Source organism: Lactobacillus sp. PV037, from assembly GCF_014522345.1.
Taxonomy (GTDB): Bacteria; Bacillota; Bacilli; order Lactobacillales; family Lactobacillaceae; genus Lactobacillus.
In genome coordinates this window covers 1,215,067-1,238,295 of sequence record NZ_CP041987.1, presented here as the reverse complement: position 1 = coordinate 1,238,295, position 23,229 = coordinate 1,215,067, and the positions used below count along the sequence as shown (strand labels likewise).

The following is a 23,229-nucleotide window of genomic DNA, read 5'->3' as shown; positions in this document are numbered from 1 at the left end:
AAGAATTATTTGTTACAATTAGAAGGAAACTAATTTTGAAAGAAGGGTAAATGATGAAAGATATTATTGATGTAAAGCATTTATCTTACACTTATGCTGATATGCAAACACCGGCCCTTTCTGATATTTCTTTTTCTATTCAAGAAAAAAGTTGGGTCTCCATAGTCGGTCATAATGGTAGTGGTAAATCAACACTTTCAAAATTATTAGATGGAATTCTAGAGGTTGATTTTAAAAAAAATCGCATACTTATTGATAATATTTTATTAGATGAAACTACACTTCCTCAAATTAGAGATAAAATTGGAATCGTTTTTCAGAACCCTGATAATCAGTTTGTTGGTGCAACTGTGCAAGATGATATTGCCTTTGGTTTAGAGAATAGAGATATTTCTTATGAAAAAATGCATCAAATTGTGCCCAGAGTTCTTGAAGAAGTAAATATGTTGAAATATAAGGAAAAAGAGCCTCAAAATTTATCAGGAGGTCAAAAGCAAAGAGTAGCAATAGCAGGAATTTTAGCTATTCAACCGAAGATCATCATTTTAGATGAGGCAACTAGTATGTTAGATCCAGAGGGCCGTAAGGAAATTTTAAAGGTAATAAAAAGGCTTCAAAAAAAGTTTGGATTAACAGTGTTGTCGATTACGCATGATATTGATGAAGTAATGTCATCAGATGAAGTTCTGGTATTAAATGAGGGAAATTTAATGGGAAAGTTTTTACCAGATGAACTTTTTGAAAATGAAGAATTAGTAGTAAAAGCTGGTTTAGTTCCCCCTTTTTTATATCAATTAAGAAAAGAATTTGAAAAAAAAGGAATAGATATTCCAAGAAATTTAAAAACTGAAAAAGAGGTAGTAGAGTTTTTGTGGCAATTAAATTTGAAAAAGTAAGTTTTACTTATAATGTGGGGACACCCTTTGAATATCCTGCTTTAAAAAAAATTAATTTTGAAATTAAAGATAATAGTTTTGTAGCACTAGTGGGTCACACTGGTAGTGGGAAATCAACTTTAATGCAACTGTTTAATGGACTTTTAAAGCCGACTATAGGAAAAGTAGAGATAGACAATTTTTCATTAGACACTCACACACCTAATAAAGATCTAAAACCTTTGCGAAAAAAGGTAGGGCTTGTTTTTCAGCTTCCAGAAAACCAGCTATTTGAAGAAAATATTTTGAAAGAAGTAATGTTTGGTCCTTTAAATTTTGGCTTTTCACGCCAAGAAGCTGAAGAAAGTGCAAAGCTTTGGTTAAAAAAAGTAGGAATAGCTTCCGAGTTTTATCATCGTTCTCCTTTTGATTTGTCAGGAGGGCAAAAAAGGCGAGTAGCTATTGCTAGTGTAATGGCTTCTAAGCCAGATATTTTGTGTCTTGATGAGCCAGCTGCAGGACTAGATCCAGAAGGAAAAAAGGAACTCTATAAGCTCTTAGAGCAGTATCATCAACAAGGACATACAATTGTTGTGGTTACCCACGATATGGAAGATATTGTAGATTACGCTGAAGAAATGTTAGTCCTTGAAGAAGGAAAACTTATTGCTCAAGATAAAACTGATAAATTATTTAATCAAAGTAAGTGGTTAAAAAAGCATCACCTTTTAGAACCTAAAATCTATGGATTTAAGCAGCTTTTATCACAAAAAGGCTTTTCCATTAAAGAAGATAAAATCACCCTTACAAGCCTTGTAGAAGATGTTATAGATGAAATCAATAGGAGGGAACCAAAGCAATGAGCAAAATAATTATTGGTCGTTATATACCTGGTGACTCAATTGTTTATCGAATGGATCCCCGTAGTAAAATTATTGGAACTTTTTTATTTGTTTTTTTAATGTTTTTAGCCAATAATTGGTTAACTTATGGAATATTGATTTTATTTACTTTAGTAGCTATTTGGGCGACTAATTTAAAACCAAAAATATTTTGGGATGGAATAAAGCCAGTAATTTGGTTAATATTCTTTACCTCCCTTTTACAAATGTTTTTTACAAGTGGAGGACGCATTTACTGGAGCTGGTACTTTTTAAAAATTACACAAGTTGGGATTGAAAATGCGGTATATTTATTTTTACGTTTTGTAATGATTATCTGCATTTCAACTGTGTTAACCTTAACCACCTCATCTCTTCAAATTGCAGATGCACTTCAGTGGATAATGAAACCACTAAAAATTTTCAAGGTGCCAGTAGAGCAGTTGTCTTTAGTCATGGCAATTGCCCTCCGCTTTGTGCCAACTTTAATGGATCAAACAGTTAAAATTATGAATGCTCAACGGGCACGTGGAATTGATTTTAGTAGTGGCAGTTTATTAAAAAGAATAAAAAACATTATCCCTATTTTAATTCCACTTTTTATTACTTCGATGACTGTAGCTTTAGATTTAGCCACCGCAATGGAGGCGCGGGGTTATCAAGAAGGAAAGCCCCGCTCTCACTATAGAGTATTGAGCTGGACAAAAGCTGATGGAATAATTTTAGGATATTTCCTTTTATTAAGTATTGGATTGATAATATTTAGGACAAAATAATGACGCGTTATAAAATGACAATGGCCTATGATGGTCATTTATTTCATGGATTTCAAATACAACCCAACCAAAGAACTGTCCAAGGAGCAATTGAAGAAGCCTTGAAAAAAATTAACAAGGGCCAGAGAATTATTGTGCATGGCTCTGGACGAACAGATGCAGGAGTACATGCAAAAGGGCAAGTAATTCATTTTGATTATCTAGGTAATCCCATTCCTGCTAATAAAATGCTGTTGGCTTTGAATTCTTTGATGCCAACAGATACAGTTTTTTATGAAAGTGAAATTGTAGATAAAAATTTCCATGTACAATATTCAACTAAAGGAAAATGGTATCGCTATGTAGTCAATCAGCATCATTTTGTGGATCCCTTTAATCGCTTTTACACTGGTCACTATCCCTACAGCGTAGATATAAAATTAATGCAACAAGCAGCTTTGGACTTGCTAGGAGAACATGATTTTACAAGTTTTGCTGCAAGTGGTGGCCAAATTAAGGACAAAGTTAGAAAAATTTATTATATAAATATCATTGAAAAGCCAAAAGAGAAAAAAATAATTTTTGATTTCATTGGTAATGGTTTCTTGTATAATATGGTAAGGATCTTAGTTGCAACTTTATTAGAAATTGGAAGTAAAAAACGTCCAGTTGATGATATTCCACGAGTAATTGCAGCTAAAGATCGTCAAGAAGTTCGAGCAACGGCGCCAGCGAGTGGATTGTATTTAAAACATGTATTTTATGAAGAAATCCCTAAAAAATATCGATTAGATTTGAAAAATAATTGACATTTTGCAAAAAAAGACGTAAATTAATATACGTATGTTTGTCCACGATAGGCCCCGGAAACTTATTGTATGTCAAACACAAGAAAACGGAGGAATTTAAATTGCGTACTACCCCATTAGCTAAAACTAGTGATATTAAACGTAAGTGGTATGTTATTGATGCCAATGGTGTTGCACTTGGACGTGTATCAACTGCAGTAGCATCAATTTTAAGAGGTAAGAATAAGCCTCAATATACACCTAATGTAGATACTGGTGATTATGTTATCGTTATCAATGCCGATAAGATCAAATTAACTGGTAAAAAGGCAACTGATAAGATCTACTACCACCACTCAGATTACCGTGGTGGTTTAAAGGCTACTCCTGCCGGTGAATTATTAGCAAAGAACCCAGTAAGATTAGTTGAACAATCTGTAAAGGGTATGTTGCCTAAGAATACGCTTGGTCATCAACAATTCATGAAATTACATGTTTACGCAGGTGAAGATCACAAGCATGCAGCACAACAACCTGTACAATTAGATATCAACGAATTAATCTAGGAGGTTTTAATAAATGGCACAACAAGCAGCTTACGCTGGAACTGGTCGCCGCAAAGATTCTGTTGCGCGCGTTCGTTTAGTACCAGGTAATGGTAAGATTACCATTAATAAAGAAGACGTAACTAAATACATTCCATACCCTAACTTGGTTAAGGATATGAAACAACCATTAGACATTACTGAAACTGAAGGTCAATATGACATTTTAGTTAATGTTAACGGTGGTGGTTTCTCAGGCCAAGCTGGTGCAATTCGTCTTGGTATTGCACGTGCACTTTTAGAAGTTGACCCAGATTTCCGTGGTCCGCTTAAGAAGGCTGGTATGTTAACTCGTGACCCAAGAATGAAGGAAAGAAAGAAGCCAGGTTTGAAGAAAGCCCGCAAAGCTTCACAATTCTCAAAACGTTAATATTATTTTATTATCGTTTAAATATCTCAAAGACTCAGCTTTTGCTGAGTTTTTTTGTGGAGATTTTTAGTATATTATTGCAACGAAACGCTGTGTAAATTTAGATACCATGTAATAAAATCAAGAAAAGTAATAAATAATCTTTGTATAATGTACTCCCATCTTTTAAAATTAAAGAAAAAGGGGCATTTAAAGTGAAGTATATAATAAATTCAACTCATTCTTTAGGTCAAAAAATAACTGCCTGGATTTCATCCCTAGTTGATAAGTCAATAGGAGTTACGAGTAGTTTAAATTTAATTGAAAATGGAGACTGCATCATTTATTTACCTTCTGAGCAGGAAAATATTCAAACACAAATTAATAATTTTGAAAATTTGTTAGTTAGAGTTAAAGGCAAAAAAGTTAATTTTATGCTTATCAATCTGTTTGCTGACCAAAGTAATAATCCTTATGTATTTTCAGCTTTATATGGGTATCTTCAAAGACGATTAGCAGCCAGCTCTATTAATTATACGTTGATTCGCCATGGAGTCTTGGCAGATAAAATAGTAAAAGATATCTTAGAAATTCGAAAGAATGGAAAAATTAAGTCTCCATGTGAAATTAACAAAATAAACTTTATTACCGCTAATGATGTTGCCCATGCAGTAGCAAAAATTGCTACACAGAGATTTTTACATCAGAAAAAGGGGCAAACGTATTTGTTAACGGCTCCTCAAGGCTACAATATGGTTGAATTAGCTTATCTGTTATCACAAATTATAGAGGAAGAAATTGAGTATGCTCCTCAAGATAATTTTGAAGCATCAGGAATAGATTTAAGTTTAGCAAAAGCAGCTTCATTAGGGTTATTGAATCAAGTAAGTGATGATTTTCAGAAAGTGACAGGAAGAGAGTGTGAAGATTTAAATCATTTTATTAGAAATTCTTATCAACTTACTAAGTTGATGAATAAATAAAAGTTTGTACATCCGTTGCATGAGATGTACAAACTTTTTATTTATCAATATTTTCTTTTAAATAATCATAGAGCATACCCTCTTGTAGCCCGGCTGTATCGATTCCTAAAGTTTCTGCAATTTGATAAGCAAAAGCTAAAGCAGTGGCTGGGCCACGACTGGTGATAATTTTTTGCTCTTGATCTGTGACTGTAATATCAGTGGAAAAGTGACTACTTGGACTTTCTTGTGAAATTTCAGTTTCAAATCCTGGATAACAGGTATAGTTAGTATCAGTTAATAAACCATATCTTGAAAAGGCAATTGGAGCCGCACACATCGCTGCATTCCATTTACCTAATTGATGACGTTTAAGCATCAAATCTTTCAAAGTAGCACTATCGCGTAAATTCTCGGCTCCTTTAAGTCCCCCAGGGAAAACTACCATGTCGTAGTCTAATAAACTGTCATCGACAACTTTGCTGCATTCTAAAGGAATATTATGCCCACCAGTAATAGCTTTTTTATCAAGCCCGACCATATCACATTCTACATTAAGGCGGCGTAAAACATCGACACTAGTTAATCCTTCGATTTCTTCTGCTCCATCTGCAAAAACTACAGCTACTTTTACCATAAAATCATCCTTTCTCAAATTTAATTATAAAAGAATTAGAGAGAATTTCTAGAATAATGTCTACTTTGTAGTAATTAATATTGTGAAACACATAAAAATATTTTAGCAAAACTTGCATAAAAAGTGCTATTTGGTAAGATTAGGTAAATGGTATTATTTTTGTGAAACATAGGGAAGAGGAGCTGAGAAGATGGCTACTGAGGTATATTTAGTTCGTCATGGTGAAACAATGTTCAATCAGCTAAATAAGGTACAAGGTTGGGCAGATTCACCGTTAACGGTTAAAGGAATTAATGATTTAAAAGTAACTGCGCGGCATCTATCACAAGTTCACTTTGATAAAATGTATAGTTCGGATTTAAAAAGAGCAATTGATACAGTTCATTTAATTGCTGGAGAAAATAAAGTATCAAAGATTGGAAAAATCAAAAAGTTACCAGCATTTAGAGAAGTATTTTTTGGCTCCTTTGAAGGTGACGATATTAATGAAACCTGGGAGAAAATTGCCATTGCTGGAGGAATGGGACCTGAAACAGATATCGATAAAATTATCGCTACTTTAGGGATGAAAAAATTTAGACAGGCCACTAAAGAAGCTGACCCACGTCATTTAGCAGAAAATGAGCAAGAATTAGAAGAAAGAATGCAGCAAGCAATAAAGCAGTTGGGTGAAGAAACTAAAGATCTAGGGCGAGTTTTAATTGTATCGCATGGAGATTTTATTAAAACTTTGGGAACCAAATACTGGATTAATTATAATGACAAAAATAAAATTGAATTTCCAGCAAATGGCAGTGTTTCGCGTGGGATTTTACATGATAATGACCGTTTTGAAATTGTGGATTATAATGTAAAGAGTAGTGATTTAGTTAATCTATAATTTTGAGGAAAAACATGGATAAAAAATCTAGCTTAGCATATTTTTGGGTAACAGTTTTAAATATTCTGATTACGGTGGCAGAATTTATTGGAGGTGCTCTTTCAGGTTCATTAGCATTGTTATCAGATGCAGTGCATAACTTGAGTGATGTTGGTTCAATAATTTTAGCCTTTGTAGCTAATTTGATTGCTAGAAGAAAAAGAAATGAAAGCAAAACTTTTGGTTATGAACGTGCAGAAATTTTGGCGGCTTTTACCAATGGAATTATTTTGATTATCATTAGTATTTTTTTGCTAGTAGAAGGAATCAGACGTTTTTCTCATCCTGAAGTTATTAAGAGTGGCATCATGCTATGGGTAGCGCTAATTGGGTTAGCAGCTAATGTGGTTTCGATGTTGATAGTGGCAAGGGATGCAAAGAAAAGTTTAAATGCACGGGCAACTTTTTTAAATATGATGTCAGATGCATTGACAAGTATTGCTGTAGTGGTAGGAGCAATTATAATCGCAATTTGGAAAGTAGAATGGATTGATCCGGTATTAACAATTGCAGCTTCATTATTTTTACTGAATGAAGCATATAAAGTTACAATCAAGGCAGCTAATATTTTAATGGAGACCAACCCTAGCATTGATTTAAATGAAGTAAGTAAGATAATTTTAAAGTTTCCAGAAGTTAAAAATGTTCATCACATGCACGTTTGGCAATATTCTGAAGATATGACCATGCTGGATGCCCACATTAATGTCGATGGTAAAATGGATGCTGCAAGTTTAGATAATCTTTATGGTGAAATTGAAGAAAAACTCAAAACTTTGGGAATAAACCACGTAACTTTACAAGCAGAATGTATTCGCGGAAAAAACGATGCAATGTTAGCTGAGAGAATAAGTGAAGGAGACGATTGTAATGAAAATTGATACTGATGAATTAAAGTCTCAAATTAAAAAAGAGGCAACCCAGTTAGCTAGTTTAGCAAAAAAACAAGCCGAAAGTTTCCACAAAAATCAATGGCCAACAATTAAAGCAGCTATTGCGCAAGGAGCTAATAAAGTTAATAAGGCAACTGATGGAAAAGGCCAAGAAATTTTAAAGAAATCTAAGCAAGTATTTAAAGATGGGGTGCGAGCTTTAGATCAAAAAGTTAATGGAAGCAGTGTCCATCGAGATAAAAATGAGGATGAATAATGAGTAATATATGGGTTAGTATTATTGTATTAGTAGTGGGCTTATGGGATCTTTATACAGCCTGGAAAAGACGACTAAATAAGAAATTAATTGCAGAAAAGAAAATTACTTTTACTGGTCAGGATAAAGTTAGCAAGATGAAATATCCAACAGGTGGAGAAAAGAGCTTTTTAATTTTAGGCATTATTTTCACAATTACAGGAATAGTTATGTTAGTGATACGCTAGATAGGATAAAAAGTGGCAAAATTAGTTTTGGTAAGACATGGCGAGAGTGTGGCAAATGCAGAAAACGTCTATACAGGATGGAATGATGTTGCATTAAGTAAAAAAGGAATTTTACAAGCAAAAGAAGCAGGAAGAATTATCAGCAACTTAAAGGACTTCTCACCTACCCATATTCACACTTCTTTGTTATCGCGAGCAATTATTACTGCCAATATTATTGCGGAAATTGGGGGCTTTTTGTGGCTCCCAATTACTAAAACATGGCGCTTAAATGAAAGACACTATGGGGCACTCAAAGGAATTAATAAAGAAGAATCAAAACGAATTTTTGGGATTGAACAAGTAAAAGAATGGCGACGTGGGTTTGATAGTGTACCACCCAAATTAGAAAATAATTCCCCAGACCGTCGTTATCAATTTTTAGATCCAAAATTAATTCCTAGAGCTGAAAGTTTGCACCAAACTCAAAAAAGATTAATGCCCTATTTTGAAGATCAAATTGCTCCTTACTTGGTAGCTGGTCAGGATCAATTAATTGTTGCTCATGGCTCAAGTTTAAGAGCCTTGATTAAAAAGTTAGAGAACATAGATAATCATGAAATTTTAAACCTAGAAGTTCCTAATGCCCAACCAATAGTTTATGAATTTGATAAGCAGTTAAATATTAAAGATAAAAAGATTTTTTCTTAATTCAGCTAGTATCCTTTGATTGATAGTGTAGAAAGTCAATTATTATGATAAAATTCAATAGTGATTAAGACTATTAATAAATGGAGAAAATAGATGCGTAAAATATTTTTATTGAGGGGAGCACCGGGTTCTGGCAAATCTTCTTTTATTGCTCGCCACCATCTACAACCATACGCAATTTCTCGTGATGAAGTACGTTTGCTTTTAGCAGATTTAACAGTATTTTATGAAAAAAAGTATGATTATCTTCATCAAGTAGTACCACGCTACGCTAATAAAAAGGCAACTGCTTTAGTTGATGAATTTGTAGAAGAAAAAATGAAGCGTGGGGAAACTGTGATAGTAGATGGAACTCATATTACGCCGGAATCAATTGAACACTTTAAGCCTTGGGTGGATAAATATCATTATGAATTGTTTGTGGTAGATTTGATGTATCACAATACTTTAGATGGATTACTACGTCGCAATCGGACACGAATGCATTATGATTGGGTTAAGCCAGAAGTGGTTAAAATGATGTATAACGAATACATTGCACATCCAGAAATTCCAGATTGGGCCTTTTCAATTTTACCAACGGGGATGGAACACGCTTTAAGTCAAAAAGAAAAAAATCTTGACCATTATGCCCATGTAATTTGTGTCCCAGATAAGGTAAAACCTGAACATTTTCCTAGTGTTCATATTTCGAATTTTTATTTTTCATTTAATGATAAATTTAACGCAGAGTATGGAACTTATCGAAATGTAATTCCTTTAGCTAAGACAGCTCAAGAAGCTATTAAAGATTTTAAATTACCATTTTTTGTGTTTAAATTTCATCGAAAGCACTTTTTGATTTCTGCTTATCCAATTCGTAATGAGATGTTAGATCCAATCAGAAAGGTTAAAGGTGTTTGGAGCTATTCCACAGGTTTATATAATATTGGAGATTTTGTTAAGGAATTTCCAGAGAATAAGCATCAACATGTTCATCAATTCAATTTATCAAAAATTGATCCAACCCGCTTATTGCACATTTGGTAACAAAAAACTACACAAAGATTTGTGTAGTTTTTTATTCATTAAAATTTAGTTGCCAAAGCACCCATTGGATCCCATGGAGAAAGTTGAATAGGATTTTTACTGCCTTCTTCAAAGGCTTTCTTTAAATCTTCAGAGAGGTATTTTTTGTTAATAACAGCTTGATAAACAAAATTATCAAACCAATCATCACTCATTACAAAGTAGCCTTTAAAACCAGGTTTTTCACCCCATGAGTTTTCAATCTTCCATTTAGTAGGTTTACCATCAACTAAGTCTACGCCGGTGATTACCATTGCATGATCCATTAAGGATTCGCCAGAGTTCAAACGATCAGCTTTTGACATATCAAAGTCAACGTTGAATAGCTCGTCACGTCGATATAATTTGGTATCTAGTAAACCTGCTTGACGTTCTGAATCTTTAACAACGTTAGAACCAAACCAAACAACTTCACCATTTTTTAATTGTTCAATAATTAGGTTTTTCATTTCATCAATTGGTAAGTTCAAGTGACGAACTTGACGTCCACCTTTAACATTTCCTAAATATTCAACTGAGAAAACCTTATGGAATGGTTTATCTTCTGTAGGTGCGTTAATAGTTGAGATGTATTGACTTAAATCCCAGCCAACATACTTTTTAAAGAAATCTTGTGGGGTTAAGTTAGGATCACGGTGGAAGTTTTTATCATCATCGCGATATTCAAAATCGAAGGTAGTAGGTGGCACTCCCAAAGAAATTGCCAAAATTCGATAAACTTCTTCTAGCATTTCATCTTTGCGATTTTGGATTTCTTCATCTGATTTACCCTCTTGAACCATTTTACGTAATTCAAGTCCGTCTTTACGAAGTAAAGTATTTAAAGTGTCATTTAAAGCACGAGAATTAGTGGCATTGGCAGTTTCAGGATAAGCAGATTTTGGTACAATACCATATTTTTCAATAATTCCACAGAGCATATCCCATTGCCCACCATCTTGTTGTGGAGTAGTAAATAAAAATGCTACCTTACGGTCATCTAAATCTTTATCTGCAGTTTCAATGACATTTTCAAAGAACCAGTTAGATTTTTCAAATTTATCCCAAAAGTTAGTGTAGTTTTGAGATAATTCAAAATCCTTGATCTTAAATTCTTTTTGAATTGAGTGACGCATTGTGTTCAAAGCACTAAACATCCAGCAGCGTCCAGATTGTTTTTGATTAGCAACTTTTCCAGTGTCGATTTCAATTGAAAATGTAGGTTCTAAGTTGATCTTAGTTTCTAAACTTTGGCTGGCCTTATAAATACCGTTTTCTTGAGCGGCACGGCTGGCAATTCGATTAGAACGACTAGACTTAAAATCTTTTTTAAAGTTTTTAATCTTGTCAGATGTGATTTCTTTTGTCATAATAAAAACCTCCTAATAGTTAATTATAAGTATTTTATACCATTGAAATTAATAGGTCTAATTTAATTTTGTGAAAATTTGTATTTTTTGCATAAAGAAATACGTTAGAATTAAATCAGAATTAAGCAAAGGTAGGAAGTAAAATGCATAAAAGAGGATTTGAAATTGTCTCAAAGTATAAGGATGCTAATCTAACATTGCCTAGACGCCAAACTATTGCTAGTGCAGGATATGATTTTGAAGCGGCGCAAGATGTGGTGATCCCTTCAATTTGGCGCTTTAATTTTGTGCGGATTTTTAGATTAATTAGAAATCACCATGAAGTAAATGAGCATGACTGCAAATTAGCAGCAGAGATCTTAAGACCTTTTTTGGTACCGACAGGAATAAAATGTTATATGCCAGACGATGAAGTGTTAATCTTAGCTAATCGTTCATCGAATACTTTTAAAAGAAATGTGACTTTACCAAATGGAATTGGTGTAATTGATAGTGACTATTATAATAATGAAAATAATGAAGGAGAAATTTATTTTCAGCTATTAAATTATGGGGTTAAACCTCTAAAAATAAAAAAGGGTGAACGTATTGGACAGGGAATTTTTCTCCCTTATTTAAAAGCAGATAATGATGAGCCAATTATTAGAAAAAGAGATGGTGGATTTGGTTCTTCTGGATTAGGAAGGAATAGTTAATGGCAAAAGTTAAAACTCAATATAAATGTAGAAGTTGTGGATATATTTCTGCCTCATATTTGGGGCGTTGTCCTAATTGTGGGGCCTGGAATCAGTTTGAAAAAGAAAGTATTCAAAGCTCTAAGACTTCTACTAAAGCAACTCCCAGTCGTTTAATGACCAAAGTAGGATTAAATGAGCCAGTAAAACTTAATGAAGTAAAGGCAGAAAAAGAAACACGAATTAAGACAGAATTTGAAGAGTTAAATCGGGTTTTAGGTGGAGGAATTGTGCCGGGATCACTTGTACTAATTGGTGGAGATCCAGGAATTGGTAAGTCGACTTTAATGTTACAAATCATGGGTGCAATTGCAAAGAAACACAAAGTTTTGTATGTTTCAGGAGAAGAGTCAGCAAGTCAAATTAAGATGAGAGCTGATCGTTTAAATGTGGCTGAGTCGGGGATGCTTTTGTACCCAGAGACAAATATGGAAAATATTCGGCATCAGATTGATGAAATAAAGCCGAAATTTTTAGTAATTGATTCTATTCAAACGATGAACGAACCGAGTCTTGATTCGGTGGTAGGATCAGCTGCCCAGGTCAAAGAAGTTACCAATGAATTAATGAAGATTGCAAAAAATGATGAAATTACAGTTTTTGTAGTTGGACATGTGACCAAGGAAGGGGCAATTGCTGGGCCAAAGATTTTAGAACATATGGTAGATACTGTTTTGTATTTTGAAGGAGATGGGCATCATGCTTATCGAATGTTACGGTCTGTAAAAAATCGTTTTGGAGCCACTAATGAAATGGGGATGTTTGAAATGGAAAATGAAGGATTAAAAGAAGTAACTAATCCGTCAGAAATTTTCCTAGATGAACGTTTACCTGATTCAACTGGTTCAGCAATTGTAGTGTCGTTAGAAGGAACAAGGCCCATTATGGCTGATATTCAGGCATTAGTAGCGCCCACTGCTTTTGGTTATGCCAAAAGGACTACTTCTGGACTTGATTATAATCGTGTTGCCCTTTTGTTAGCTGTGCTTGAAAAAAGAGGTAACTTAATGTTACAGAATCAAGATGCTTTTTTAACGGCAACAGGTGGAATTAAATTAAATGAACCAGCAATTGATTTAGCTATTGCAATGGCAGTGGCTTCTAGTTATAAAAATGAAGGAATTCCTGCAACAGATTGCTTTGTGGGAGAAATCGGCTTGACGGGTGAAGTTAGAAGAGTCAATCAAATTCAAGCAAGAGTTAATGAAGCCGCAAAGATAGGCTTTAAACGAATTTTTATTCCCCGTCATAATTTATCAACTGACCTTAAAAATCGAACCGATATTGAAGTAATAGGAATTTCAAGTTTAGCCCAAGCTTTAAAGCTAGTTTTTGGATAACAAGATAAACAATTGAACTTTTTTATGAGAAAAGTTAAACTTAAAGAGACACATTTATAAAGAATGAAAGAGGCGCTTTAATTGGCTAAGAAAAAGATTCGTGTACGTTATGCACCAAGTCCTACTGGACACTTACATATTGGTAATGCACGTACTGCATTATTTAATTATTTGTTTGCACGTCATAACAAAGGAAAAATGATCCTTCGAATTGAAGATACTGACCAAAAACGTAATGTTGAAGGTGGATCTAAATCTCAAATGGAGAATCTTCATTGGCTTGGGATTGATTGGGATGAAGGTCCAGATATTGGTGGAGATTACGGCCCATATAGACAGTCTGAAAGAAAAGATATCTATAACAAATACATTCAGCAATTACTTGATGAAGGTAAAGCATACTATTCTTATAAGACTGAAGAAGAACTTGAAGAGCAACGTGAAGAACAACGTGCAATGGGAATTGCCCCTCATTATGTTTATGAATATGAAGGCATGACTGCAGATGAAATTAAGCAAGCTCAAGAAAAGGCAGCCGCAAAAGGTATTACTCCTGTCGTAAGAATTCATATTCCAGAACATCGAACTTATGCATGGGATGATATGGTTAAAGGAAAAGTTTCTTTTGAATCAGATACTATTGGTGGCGATTTTGTTATTCAAAAGCGTGACGGAATGCCAACTTATAACTTTGCTGTAGTAATAGATGATCACTTAATGGAAATTACTCATGTTTTACGTGGGGATGACCATGTGGCTAATACTCCTAAGCAATTGGTAGTATATGAAGCGCTTGGATGGGATGCACCTAAATTTGGTCATATGACATTGATCATTAATTCTGAAACTGGTAAGAAACTTTCAAAACGTGATGAATCAGTTCTCCAATTTATTGAACAATATCGTGAACTTGGTTATTTACCAGATGCAATGTTCAATTTTATAACTTTGCTTGGTTGGTCACCTGTTGGAGAAAGCGAAATTTTTTCAAAGAGAGAATTAATTAAATCTTTTGACCCAGATCGTCTTTCTAAGTCACCAGCTGCTTTTGACCAAAAGAAATTAGAGTGGATTAACAATCAATATGTAAAGAATGCTGATCGTGATGTATTGTTAGATTTAGCTTTAAATAATTTGCAACAAGCAGGTCGTGTAGGTGAAGAAATCAGTCCAGAAAAAATGGAATGGATTCGTCAGTTAGTGAATATTTATGCTGTTCAAATGTCTTATACTCAACAAATTGTTGATTTTTCTAAAATTTTCTTTGAAGAAGAACCAAAGCTTACTGCAGAAGAAATTGAAGAAATTAAAAATGATGATGCTCGTCCAGTAATTGAAGAATTCAAGAAACAACTTGATTTAATTCCTCGTTTCACTGCTGTTCAAGTTATGAATGCAATTCAAGCTACTCGTAAACAAACTGGGGTAAAGGGAAGAAAACTCTTTATGCCAATTAGAATTGCTGCTACTCGTTCAATGGTGGGACCTGGAATTGGAGAAGCCCTTGAATTAATGGGTAAAGATAAAGCAATGAAGCACATTGATTTGACTTTAAAGCAATTGGATGAAGAAAATATTTAGTAAGCTTTCAAAGTTAAAAGCCACGTGAAAACGTGGCTTTTTTGGTAAAATAGAAAATAGAAATTTATTCAAGGAAAGAAGGCTTGAGTGTGAAAATTTATAATACCTTAACCCGGCAGAAGGAAGAATTTAAACCTTTAGTGGCTGGAAAAGTAAGCATGTATGTTTGTGGGCCAACGGTTTACAACTATATTCACATTGGTAACGCAAGAAGTGTAATTGCTTTTGATACAATTAGACGCTACCTTGAATATAAAGGCTACAATGTAAATTACGTCTCTAATTTTACAGATGTTGATGACAAAATGATTAATGAAGCTAGAGCAGAAAATATTACTGTTCCAGAACTAGCAGATAGATTTATTGAAGCTTATTTAGAGGATACAAAAGCATTAAATATTAAAGATGCTACTCTTCATCCCCGTGCTACTCATGAAATCAAAGACATTATTTCCTTTGTGCAAGATTTAATTGATAAGGGATATGCTTATGAAGTTGATGGGGATGTATACTATCGTGCAAAGAAATTTAAAAATTATGGAAAATTAAGCGATAAAAATATTGCACAACTTGAAGAAGGAGCCTCTGAGCATATTTCAGATGCTGAGCAAGATAAGAAAGAAGATCCGATTGACTTTGCTCTTTGGAAAGCACAAAAACAAACAGATGAAATTGCTTGGGACTCACCATGGGGTAAGGGACGACCAGGCTGGCATATTGAATGTTCAGTAATGAGCACCAAATACTTAGGTGATAGCATTGATATTCATGGTGGAGGTCAAGATCTTGAGTTTCCTCATCATGAAAATGAAATCGCACAAAGTGAAATAAAAACAGGTAAAAAGTTTGTAAATTATTGGATGCATAATGGATTTGTAACTGTAGGTAAAAAGCAAGAAAAGATGTCAAAATCTTTGCATAATTTTGTGACAGTACATGATCTGTTGAAAAAAGTTGATCCTCAAGTATTACGTTTTTACATGTCTAGTGTGCAGTATCGTCGTCCTATTAATTATTCTGAAGATGGTTTGACGCAGGCAAAAACGATTTTGGAGCGGTATCAAACAGTTTTAAGAAATATGGCTGATCGTTTAGCTGACAAGACAGCAGGAGAAGAAGCAACTGACTTTTTGAAAACTGTAAATTTAGCAAAAGAAAAATTTGAAAAAGAAATGGATGACGACTTTAACGTTCAAAATGCTTTGAGTGTTATGTATGATTTTGTGACAGAAATTAACAGTCATTTACAAAAAAACAAAGTTGATAAAGAAGCTTTGCAACAAGCTTACAATCTCTTAAAGCAATGGCTTTTAATTTTTGGAGTAGAGTTTGCAGAAAATAGTAATTCGGTTGATAACGATGAAATCCTTGCCTTAATAGCTGAGAGAAATCAAGCCAGAGAGAATAAAGATTGGGCTAAAAGTGACGAATTGCGTGATAAATTAAAGGAAAAAGGAATTATTTTAGAGGACACTCCTCAGGGAACGAGGTGGCACCATGCCTAAGCCTAAAAAGTTAGTTGAAAAAAAGGTTGATCCTTATACCACTAGTTCCTTAACCCTAGCTTATTTGGGGGATGGTGTTTATGAAGCCTATATCCGTCGTCATTTAGTTAAAAGTGGTATCGTTCGGCCTCAAAAATTACAAAGAACTGCAACACATTATGTGTCAGCTAAAGCCCAAGCAGATTTGATCACTAAAATGGAAGAGGATGGAATGTTGGCTAATGATGAGTTAGATATCTATCATCGTGGTCGAAATGCCAAAAGCCATACCCACGCTAAAAATACATCATTAGCTACTTATCGATTATCAACTGGCTTTGAGGCTTTAATTGGTTATTTAGATTTAGCTGGCAAAGATGAGAGAGTAAAAGAATTATGTGAATGGTGTATTTATCAGGTTGAACATGGAGAAAAAAATGAGTGAAAATAAAGAAGATTTTGTTTTTGGACGTCATGCAGGAATTGATTTTTTAAAAACGCAAGATGCTGAAAAAATAAATAAAGTTTTTTTACAAAAGGGTATTCACGAAGATTTTGCTAATCAAGTTTATCAGTTAGCTAAGAAAAAGAATTTAGTTGTTCAAGAAACACCTAAAAATAAACTTGATCAATTAACTAATCAAGGTAATCACCAGGGGTTAGTTTTAGCGATTGCTTCTTTTGAATATGCAAATTTAGATGAATTACTTGATAAATTTGATGAAGAAGGGAAAGAACCTTTTTTATTAATGCTAGATTCTATAGAAGATCCTCATAATTTGGGCTCAATTTTAAGAACAAGTGATGCTACAGGTGTTGATGCGGTAATTATTCCTAAGCGTCGTGCTAGTGGCTTAACATCAGTGGTAGCTAAAACTTCAACAGGAGCAATTGATCATGTACCAGTTGCTCGTGTAAATAATTTAGTACAAACAACTAAAGTATTGAAAAAAAGAGGCTTTTGGTTCTTTGGCACAGCGATGGAAGGAATAGATTATCGACGTTGGGATGCCCAAGGTAAAAGTGTCTTGGTAATTGGAAATGAAGGTAAAGGAATTTCACCTTTATTACTAAAACAAATGGATCAAACTTTAACGATTCCAATGGTTGGCCATGTTCAATCATTAAATGCGAGTGTTGCTACAGGGGTATTACTTTACCAAATGTTTAACAGTCGTCACCCATTAAATTAAGAATATCAATAAAATGAGACATCTAAAAATAGATGTCTTATTTAGCTGCAACAATATTAAGGATCTGTCTTGTTTAAACTGGTGTTTGGTTAGCGAAAAATTCATTTTATCGTATTCTTTAAAAGTAAAAATTAGAAAGGAAAAGTCAATTTTGAAATTAGAAGAAAGACACGATGAAGAATTAATTCTCTTAGTAAGGGAAAGAAATAGCGAAGCTTTAAAAGAATTAATGAAGAGATATCAGGGAGTAGCAATTAATGTGCAGAAAAGATTCTATCTACGTTCATATGATTATCAAGATTGGAATCAAGATTCACTTTTGATATGCTATCAAAGTTGTAAAAAATACGATTTTGAAAGAGGCGGTAAATTTGGTTCCTTTTTTAAGACAAATTTGGTAAATCATGCATGCTCACTATTACGTCATGAAATGGCAAAGATAAGAGAACCATATCGGAAGGCATTATCTTATGAATTAATGGTTGATGATGGAATAATCCAAGAAGAAGGTTCACTCCTACAGTTAATACCAAATAGTAAGATTCTTAATGAATATGTGTCAAGTCTATCAGGCTTGGAAGTATTAGCTTTACTCCATCATTTAGGAAAACTAGATGAGGACAAATTAACTGAGGTAACAAAAAGTCAATTGCAACAGGCTAAGCATCGTTGTAAAAAGAAGCTTGAACGGTTATTATTTAATATGGAAGATTAAAAGAATGGATGAAAAAATGACAAACTTTCTAGATAAACCGTTAAAAGAAGTTTTAGAAAATACTAAAGAAGAAATCAGTGTCCGTGAATGGATGTGGAATTTCTTTTTAGAAAAAAGTGGTCATGATACTCTTAAAGCAGAAGAGGAAATGTTACCATGGCTTGAAGAAAAAGATATTGAAATTTTGAATTTTATTCAAAAAAATTCAAAATAAAGGCGTTAGATTACCTAACGCCTTTTTTGTTGTCGCTTAATTAAGCGAGCAATATTTTCACTTGTTTGTCTAAGATCATGCTTGCTATCTTTAATAGCTTGAGAAAGGGATTTAGCACCAGTTTCTGTAGCAAAAATTGCGTCAATTTTATCATCCCCATATAAGACTTCAACACTAGCCCCAATATTTCCAGCTAGAGCAATTACAGTGCAATTTGGACTAGCAAGTTTAGCTGCTTGGGCAACTCCAAAAGGGGTTTTACCAAATTGAGTTTGAAAGTCGATTCCACCTTCGCCAGTAAAAACTAGATCTGCATCTTTAGCTTTTTGATGAAAATTTGTTAATTTTAATACTAACTCAATTCCGGATTCAATTTTGGCATTTAAAAAAGTTAATCCTGCAAAGCCAAGACCTCCGGCAGCCCCAGCACCAGGGGTAAATTCGTGGTCTAGTCCTGTAATTTGTTTAGAAAGTTGGGCAAAAGAGTGGAGTTTTTTATCTAGCATAATTGCCTGAGAATTGCTGGCACCCTTTTGTTTAGAGAAAACAAGAGAAGCGCCCTGTTTTCCAGTTAAAGGATTTTGAACATCGGTTGCTAAAATAATATTAGTCTTTTTAAGGCGAGCATCTAATTCCGTAAGATCGATTTTAGAAATTAAATCTAAGTTTTCACCACCTAGGTTAACGGGCATGTTATTGTTGTCTAATAATTTTGCCCCGAGAGCAGTGATCATTCCTGCTCCAGCATCATTAGTACTACTTCCACCCATAGTAATAATAATATTCTTGGGATTATATTCTAGGGCTTTAGCTATTAATTCACCGGTTCCATAGGTTGATGTAAAGCCTGGGTTAGCCGTATTTTTGTCCACGAACTGTAATCCACTGGCTTGTGCCATTTCAATGATTGCAGTTTGTTTATCACCAGTTAATCCAAAATAACTTTCGGTAATTTTATGAAGTGGATTATGAACTTTTACTTTAATAAAACTTCCTTTGGTGGCTGTTACTAAAGCCTCAAGGGTACCTTCCCCACCATCTGCCATTGGAATTAATTGATACTTTGCATGAGGAAACACACGTAAGAGACCGGTATGAATTTCTTGGCTCACCTCGTCTGCAGTAAGCGAGCCTTTAAAAGAATCAGGTGCGATAATAATTTTCATTAAATTTCTCCTAAATAAAAAGCTGCTAAGAATTATCTTAGCAGCTAAAAAATAAATGTTAAAGTCCGAAAATTACTTTGTAAAGTAATACTCCGCAGATACCTCCTAAAATAGGAGCAATTACTGGAATCCAACCATATTCCCAGTGAGATGAACCCTTGTTGGGAAGTGGTAAGATAGTATAAATCAATCTAGGACCTAAGTCACGAGCAGGGTTAAGAGCGGGACCTGCTGGTCCACCACCAGACATAACAAGGGCAGTAATTAAGAATCCTACGCCGATGTTAGCAATATCTACTGATTGGTGGTAGAACATTCCTCTATAAAGACCTACAGCAGCAAAAAGTAAAATGGCTGTATCGATAAACTCAGTAATAAAACCGTTAAATCTACTGTTTGCATAATCTGATGTAGAAAAGCTTCCGAATACGGCGTCAACTTCTTTAGTTTGTTTAATATATGGATAGTAAAGTGCAACAACAAGTAATTGCCCTACCATTGCCCCAAGTAATTGGGCGATGATATAAGGAACTACGTGAGCCCAAGGAAAGACTCCTGCAGTTGCTTGAGCTAAAGTTACGGCAGGATTTAAGTGATTTCCTGAAATTGCTCCGAATAGGAAAGCAGGAATCATGACACCGAATCCAAATCCCCAAGCAATTAAAATCCAACCACCGTTAGCTTTATCATTTTCATTATTACCAGCAGTACCTTTTAACATAGCGTTAGCTACGGCACCGTTACCAAAAAGTACTAAAATAGCTGTTCCGAGAAATTCAGCCCAGTACTTTATCATCCATGTATGTTCCATAAAATAATATTTTCCCCTCTGAAATTTAATAAAAAAATAACATGCAAGCAAGATTATAATAGAAAAACGCTCCCATTAATAGATGTACACGTATAATGAAAGCGCATTAAAAGCAATTTTTTTGATTTTAAAGAATTTATATGTTAATAATAAGATTTATATGTCTTGCAACTCATAAAAAAGTGAATTAGAATTTAAAGTACAAGGCTATAACTGTACAATTTAAGGTTCACTTTAAGTTAATACTTATTAAATTATTTAATTTAGGAGTGAAAAAAATGGTAGTTAAAAAAGCTTCACTTGCATGCACAGTTTGTGGATCACGCAATTATTCTATTGCTGCAAGTAAAAACAGAAGTCAACGATTGGAATTAAAAAAGTTTTGTAAACATTGCGGTAAGCAAACGGTTCACAAAGAAACAAGGTAGGGGAAAGTAAATGTTTAAATTTTTAAAGAGTGTAGGCCAAACAATGAAAAAAGTTTCTTGGCCAACTTGGAAACAAAATAGACGTGATACAGCAGTAGTTGTGGGAAGTACTATTTTGTTTGGTGTTTATCTTGGAATTTTAGATTGGCTATTTACTTATATGACACAATTATTCTTATAAAGTTGGTAGTGTGATATAATTAATACAAAGTTAAACCTCCCTGATGGAGGTTTTTTATTTCGCAGATTTTATTTGATTAATAAGAGGTTTAAAATGGTTGAAACTCAGAAAAAACAATGGTACGTGGTACACACTTATTCAGGTTATGAAGACAAAGTAAAGAAGGATTTACTCTCTCGTGCACAATCATTGGGGATGCAAGATTATATTTTCAGAGTAGTAGTTCCTGAAGAAGAAAAAACTGAAATGGTTCGGGGAAAGAAACAAGAAGTTGAAGAGAAGATTTTCCCTGGTTATGTTTTAGTTGAAATGATCATGACTGATGAAAGCTGGTTTGTTGTTAGAAACACTCCTAATGTAACAGGGTTTATCGGAAGCCATGGTGGTGGTTCTAAGCCATCTCCACTTTATGATGATGAAGTTGAGCGAATTTTATCTGCTAACAAGACAAATAATAAATCAATTCCAGACGTAGAATATGAAATTGGAGAAACAGTTACAATTACAGGTGGTGCTTTCAATGGCCTTTCAGGAAAAATTACTGAAATTGAACCTGAAAAAGGTAAGTTAACTGCTGTGATTGATATGTTTGGTCGTCAAACTAATGCTGAACTTGATTATGACCAAGTAAAAAAATTAGATGACTGATATTGTAATTAAAAATAAATGATGCTACAATAACACAGTATCTGTAATATTGTGGGAGGAGAAAAAGGAAAATTCTCCACTATAACCGCATCACGGAATCAAGGAGGTATTGACCGTGGCAAAAAAAGTTATTAATGTAGTTAAATTACAAATTCCTGCTGGTGCAGCAACTCCTGCACCTCCAGTAGGTCCTGCATTGGGTCAAGCTGGAATCAACATTGTTGGTTTTACTAAGGACTTTAATGCACGTACTGCTGATCAAAAGGGAATGCTTATTCCTGTAGTTATTACTGTATATGAAGATCGTTCATTCGAATTCATTACTAAGACTCCACCTGCTGCAGTTCTTTTAAAGAAAGCTGCTAAGGTTGATAAGGGATCTGGTGAACCTAATACTAAGAAGGTAGCTAAGGTTACTAAGGCACAAGTTAAGGAAATCGCCGAAACCAAGATGCAAGATCTAAACGCTGCAGATGTTGAAGCTGCTATGCGCATGATTGAAGGTACTGCTAGAAGCATGGGATTTGAAGTCGAAGACTAATCCATACTTTTTAGAAATGTCGGATTGTTAACCAAAGTTAACGAATCAAGGTGGGAGAGTTGAGAACTCGTTTGACCACATTTGCAAGGAGGAAATCACATGCCAAAGCATGGTAAAAAATATTTAGAAGCAGCTAAAAAAGTTGATTCAAACAAATTTTATTCAGTAGATGAAGCAATGAAGTTAGCTAAAGAAACTTCATACGCTGATTTCGATGCAACTATTGAAGTTGCTTATAATCTTTCTGTTGATCCAAAACAAGCTGATCAACAAATTCGTGGTTCTATCGTTTTACCTAATGGTACTGGTAAGAGCCAAAAAGTTATCGTTTTTGCTGAAGGTCCACAAGCAGAAGCTGCAAAAGAAGCTGGTGCTGATGAAGTTGGCGGTGACGAATTAGTAGAAAAGATTCAAAATGGTTATTTAGACTTTGATGTTGTTGTTGCAACACCAATGATGATGGCTAAAGTAGGACGTTTAGGTCGTATCTTAGGACCTAAAGGTTTAATGCCTAACCCTAAGACTGGTACTGTAACTATGGATGTTGCTAAAGCAGTTGAAAATGTTAAGGCTGGTCAAGTAGAATACCGTGTTGATAAGCAAGGTTTAATTCACGCACCTATTGGTAAAGCTTCATTTGAAGCAGATAAGTTAGCTGAAAACTTTAATGCTTTACGTGATGTTATTTTACGTGCACGTCCTGCTGCAGCAAAAGGACAATATATTAAGAGTGTTGCTGTTTCAGCAACCTTTGGACCAGGTATCCACTTGGATCCATTAAACTTAGACTAATTAGAATGAAGAGCTTTGAAGAAAATTCAAAGCTTTTTATTTTAAAAAATGGTTGACATCTTTATGGATACCTAGTAAAGTATTTGGTGAAGTAAATTCTACCTAAGACTCGGGTGGCAACATGCCTCAATATCCCGCCGAGGCCAG

The 23,229-nt window shown here is 34.2% G+C and carries 30 protein-coding genes and 1 other annotated feature (1 of these 31 only partly in view); of the genes, 26 read left to right on the top strand and 4 right to left on the bottom strand.

Features of this window, described 5'->3' with window-relative positions:
• Positions 1–53 precede the first annotated feature (53 nt).
• The 7 genes from FP435_RS06695 to FP435_RS06665 all read left to right on the top strand — a co-directional run bounded on the left by FP435_RS06695 (position 54) and on the right by FP435_RS06665 (position 5,236).
• On the top strand, positions 54–896 hold the full coding sequence (locus FP435_RS06695; RefSeq protein ID WP_265484651.1) for an energy-coupling factor transporter ATPase: 843 nt from the start codon (positions 54–56) through the stop codon (positions 894–896).
• On the top strand, positions 872–1,738 hold the full coding sequence (locus FP435_RS06690) for an energy-coupling factor transporter ATPase (protein ID WP_265483460.1): 867 nt from the start codon (positions 872–874) through the stop codon (positions 1,736–1,738). The genes FP435_RS06695 and FP435_RS06690 overlap by 25 nt, the downstream gene beginning before the upstream one ends.
• On the top strand, positions 1,735–2,532 hold the full coding sequence (locus FP435_RS06685; RefSeq protein ID WP_265483458.1) for an energy-coupling factor transporter transmembrane component T family protein: 798 nt from the start codon (positions 1,735–1,737) through the stop codon (positions 2,530–2,532). The genes FP435_RS06690 and FP435_RS06685 overlap by 4 nt, the downstream gene beginning before the upstream one ends.
• Entirely contained in the window at positions 2,529–3,320 is a 792-nt protein-coding gene (gene truA / locus FP435_RS06680; RefSeq protein ID WP_265484650.1) for a tRNA pseudouridine(38-40) synthase TruA, read from the top strand. The genes FP435_RS06685 and truA overlap by 4 nt, the downstream gene beginning before the upstream one ends.
• Before the next feature lie 101 nt (positions 3,321–3,421).
• The gene (gene rplM / locus FP435_RS06675; protein WP_265483457.1) at positions 3,422–3,865 is read left to right on the top strand and encodes a 50S ribosomal protein L13; all 444 of its coding nucleotides are present in this window, start codon (positions 3,422–3,424) and stop codon (positions 3,863–3,865) included.
• Positions 3,866–3,878: 13 nt separating this feature from the next.
• Positions 3,879–4,274 carry a 30S ribosomal protein S9 gene (rpsI, locus tag FP435_RS06670; protein ID WP_265483456.1) on the top strand — a complete coding sequence of 132 codons (396 nt, stop codon included), beginning with the start codon at positions 3,879–3,881 and terminating at the stop codon, positions 4,272–4,274.
• Between the two features lie 194 nt (positions 4,275–4,468).
• Positions 4,469–5,236 (top strand): hypothetical protein, encoded by a 768-nt coding sequence (locus tag FP435_RS06665; protein ID WP_265483454.1) that lies wholly within the window; start codon positions 4,469–4,471, stop codon positions 5,234–5,236.
• 37 nt (positions 5,237–5,273) lie between these two features.
• Here the strand turns inward: FP435_RS06665 and FP435_RS06660 are convergent, their stop codons facing one another.
• Complete coding sequence (locus FP435_RS06660; protein ID WP_265483453.1) at positions 5,274–5,852, bottom strand: DJ-1 family glyoxalase III; 579 nt, start codon at positions 5,850–5,852, stop codon at positions 5,274–5,276.
• Between the two features lie 190 nt (positions 5,853–6,042).
• Between FP435_RS06660 and FP435_RS06655 the strand changes: the two genes are divergently transcribed.
• The 6 genes from FP435_RS06655 (at position 6,043) to FP435_RS06630 (ending at position 9,866) form a co-directional block, all read left to right on the top strand.
• Positions 6,043–6,732, top strand: a complete 690-nt coding sequence (locus tag FP435_RS06655; RefSeq protein ID WP_265483451.1) for a histidine phosphatase family protein — start codon at positions 6,043–6,045, stop codon at positions 6,730–6,732.
• Positions 6,733–6,746: 14 nt separating this feature from the next.
• Complete coding sequence (locus FP435_RS06650) at positions 6,747–7,652, top strand: cation diffusion facilitator family transporter (protein WP_265483449.1); 906 nt, start codon at positions 6,747–6,749, stop codon at positions 7,650–7,652.
• Positions 7,642–7,920 (top strand): hypothetical protein, encoded by a 279-nt coding sequence (locus FP435_RS06645; protein WP_265483447.1) that lies wholly within the window; start codon positions 7,642–7,644, stop codon positions 7,918–7,920. The genes FP435_RS06650 and FP435_RS06645 overlap by 11 nt, the downstream gene beginning before the upstream one ends.
• Positions 7,920–8,147 (top strand): hypothetical protein, encoded by a 228-nt coding sequence (locus FP435_RS06640; RefSeq protein WP_416209741.1) that lies wholly within the window; start codon positions 7,920–7,922, stop codon positions 8,145–8,147. The genes FP435_RS06645 and FP435_RS06640 overlap by 1 nt, the downstream gene beginning before the upstream one ends.
• 12 nt (positions 8,148–8,159) lie before the next feature.
• Positions 8,160–8,837: a 2,3-bisphosphoglycerate-dependent phosphoglycerate mutase gene (locus FP435_RS06635; RefSeq protein ID WP_265483446.1), complete on the top strand. Its 678-nt coding sequence runs from the start codon at positions 8,160–8,162 to the stop codon at positions 8,835–8,837.
• A gap of 93 nt (positions 8,838–8,930) precedes the next feature.
• Positions 8,931–9,866: an AAA family ATPase gene (locus FP435_RS06630; protein WP_265483445.1), complete on the top strand. Its 936-nt coding sequence runs from the start codon at positions 8,931–8,933 to the stop codon at positions 9,864–9,866.
• Positions 9,867–9,904: 38 nt separating this feature from the next.
• Here FP435_RS06630 and pepC read toward each other — a convergent pair whose 3' ends face one another.
• The gene (gene pepC, locus FP435_RS06625) at positions 9,905–11,254 is read right to left on the bottom strand and encodes an aminopeptidase C (protein WP_265483443.1); all 1,350 of its coding nucleotides are present in this window, start codon (positions 11,252–11,254) and stop codon (positions 9,905–9,907) included.
• 143 nt (positions 11,255–11,397) lie between these two features.
• Here pepC and FP435_RS06620 point away from each other — a divergent pair, with 143 nt between their 5' ends.
• The 8 genes from FP435_RS06620 to FP435_RS06585 all read left to right on the top strand — a co-directional run bounded on the left by FP435_RS06620 (position 11,398) and on the right by FP435_RS06585 (position 18,515).
• Entirely contained in the window at positions 11,398–11,949 is a 552-nt protein-coding gene (locus FP435_RS06620) for a dUTP diphosphatase (RefSeq protein ID WP_265483441.1), read from the top strand.
• Positions 11,949–13,328: a DNA repair protein RadA gene (gene radA / locus FP435_RS06615; RefSeq protein WP_265483440.1), complete on the top strand. Its 1,380-nt coding sequence runs from the start codon at positions 11,949–11,951 to the stop codon at positions 13,326–13,328. Before FP435_RS06620 ends, radA begins: the two co-directional genes overlap by 1 nt.
• A gap of 81 nt (positions 13,329–13,409) precedes the next feature.
• The gene (gene gltX, locus FP435_RS06610; protein WP_265483438.1) at positions 13,410–14,909 is read left to right on the top strand and encodes a glutamate--tRNA ligase; all 1,500 of its coding nucleotides are present in this window, start codon (positions 13,410–13,412) and stop codon (positions 14,907–14,909) included.
• Positions 14,910–14,998: 89 nt separating this feature from the next.
• Positions 14,999–16,414, top strand: a complete 1,416-nt coding sequence (gene cysS, locus FP435_RS06605) for a cysteine--tRNA ligase (protein ID WP_265483436.1) — start codon at positions 14,999–15,001, stop codon at positions 16,412–16,414.
• Positions 16,407–16,838: a Mini-ribonuclease 3 gene (locus tag FP435_RS06600; RefSeq protein ID WP_265483434.1), complete on the top strand. Its 432-nt coding sequence runs from the start codon at positions 16,407–16,409 to the stop codon at positions 16,836–16,838. The genes cysS and FP435_RS06600 overlap by 8 nt, the downstream gene beginning before the upstream one ends.
• Entirely contained in the window at positions 16,831–17,586 is a 756-nt protein-coding gene (gene rlmB / locus FP435_RS06595; RefSeq protein ID WP_265483432.1) for a 23S rRNA (guanosine(2251)-2'-O)-methyltransferase RlmB, read from the top strand. The genes FP435_RS06600 and rlmB overlap by 8 nt, the downstream gene beginning before the upstream one ends.
• Positions 17,587–17,737: 151 nt before the next feature.
• On the top strand, positions 17,738–18,301 hold the full coding sequence (locus tag FP435_RS06590; protein ID WP_265483430.1) for a sigma-70 family RNA polymerase sigma factor: 564 nt from the start codon (positions 17,738–17,740) through the stop codon (positions 18,299–18,301).
• Between the two features lie 4 nt (positions 18,302–18,305).
• The gene (locus FP435_RS06585) at positions 18,306–18,515 is read left to right on the top strand and encodes a hypothetical protein (protein WP_265483429.1); all 210 of its coding nucleotides are present in this window, start codon (positions 18,306–18,308) and stop codon (positions 18,513–18,515) included.
• Between the two features lie 14 nt (positions 18,516–18,529).
• Here FP435_RS06585 and FP435_RS06580 read toward each other — a convergent pair whose 3' ends face one another.
• Positions 18,530–19,681, bottom strand: coding sequence for a glycerate kinase (locus FP435_RS06580; protein WP_265483427.1), 1,152 nt, complete (start codon positions 19,679–19,681; stop codon positions 18,530–18,532).
• A 58-nt stretch (positions 19,682–19,739) separates the two neighbouring features.
• Positions 19,740–20,492 (bottom strand): MIP/aquaporin family protein, encoded by a 753-nt coding sequence (locus FP435_RS06575; RefSeq protein ID WP_265483426.1) that lies wholly within the window; start codon positions 20,490–20,492, stop codon positions 19,740–19,742.
• A 278-nt stretch (positions 20,493–20,770) separates the two neighbouring features.
• On the opposite strand from FP435_RS06575, the gene rpmG reads away from it, so the two are divergent.
• The 5 genes from rpmG (at position 20,771) to rplA (ending at position 23,082) form a co-directional block, all read left to right on the top strand.
• Positions 20,771–20,920, top strand: coding sequence for a 50S ribosomal protein L33 (rpmG, locus tag FP435_RS06570; RefSeq protein WP_265483424.1), 150 nt, complete (start codon positions 20,771–20,773; stop codon positions 20,918–20,920).
• Positions 20,921–20,930: 10 nt separating this feature from the next.
• Positions 20,931–21,101 carry a preprotein translocase subunit SecE gene (gene secE, locus FP435_RS06565; protein ID WP_265483422.1) on the top strand — a complete coding sequence of 57 codons (171 nt, stop codon included), beginning with the start codon at positions 20,931–20,933 and terminating at the stop codon, positions 21,099–21,101.
• Positions 21,102–21,194: 93 nt separating this feature from the next.
• Positions 21,195–21,749, top strand: a complete 555-nt coding sequence (nusG, locus tag FP435_RS06560; RefSeq protein ID WP_265483420.1) for a transcription termination/antitermination protein NusG — start codon at positions 21,195–21,197, stop codon at positions 21,747–21,749.
• 115 nt (positions 21,750–21,864) lie between these two features.
• On the top strand, positions 21,865–22,290 hold the full coding sequence (gene rplK / locus FP435_RS06555; RefSeq protein ID WP_117117543.1) for a 50S ribosomal protein L11: 426 nt from the start codon (positions 21,865–21,867) through the stop codon (positions 22,288–22,290).
• A gap of 99 nt (positions 22,291–22,389) precedes the next feature.
• Positions 22,390–23,082, top strand: a complete 693-nt coding sequence (gene rplA / locus FP435_RS06550; RefSeq protein WP_265483418.1) for a 50S ribosomal protein L1 — start codon at positions 22,390–22,392, stop codon at positions 23,080–23,082.
• Between the two features lie 83 nt (positions 23,083–23,165).
• Positions 23,166–23,229: a sequence feature (ribosomal protein L10 leader region), on the top strand (it continues 58 nt past the right edge of the window).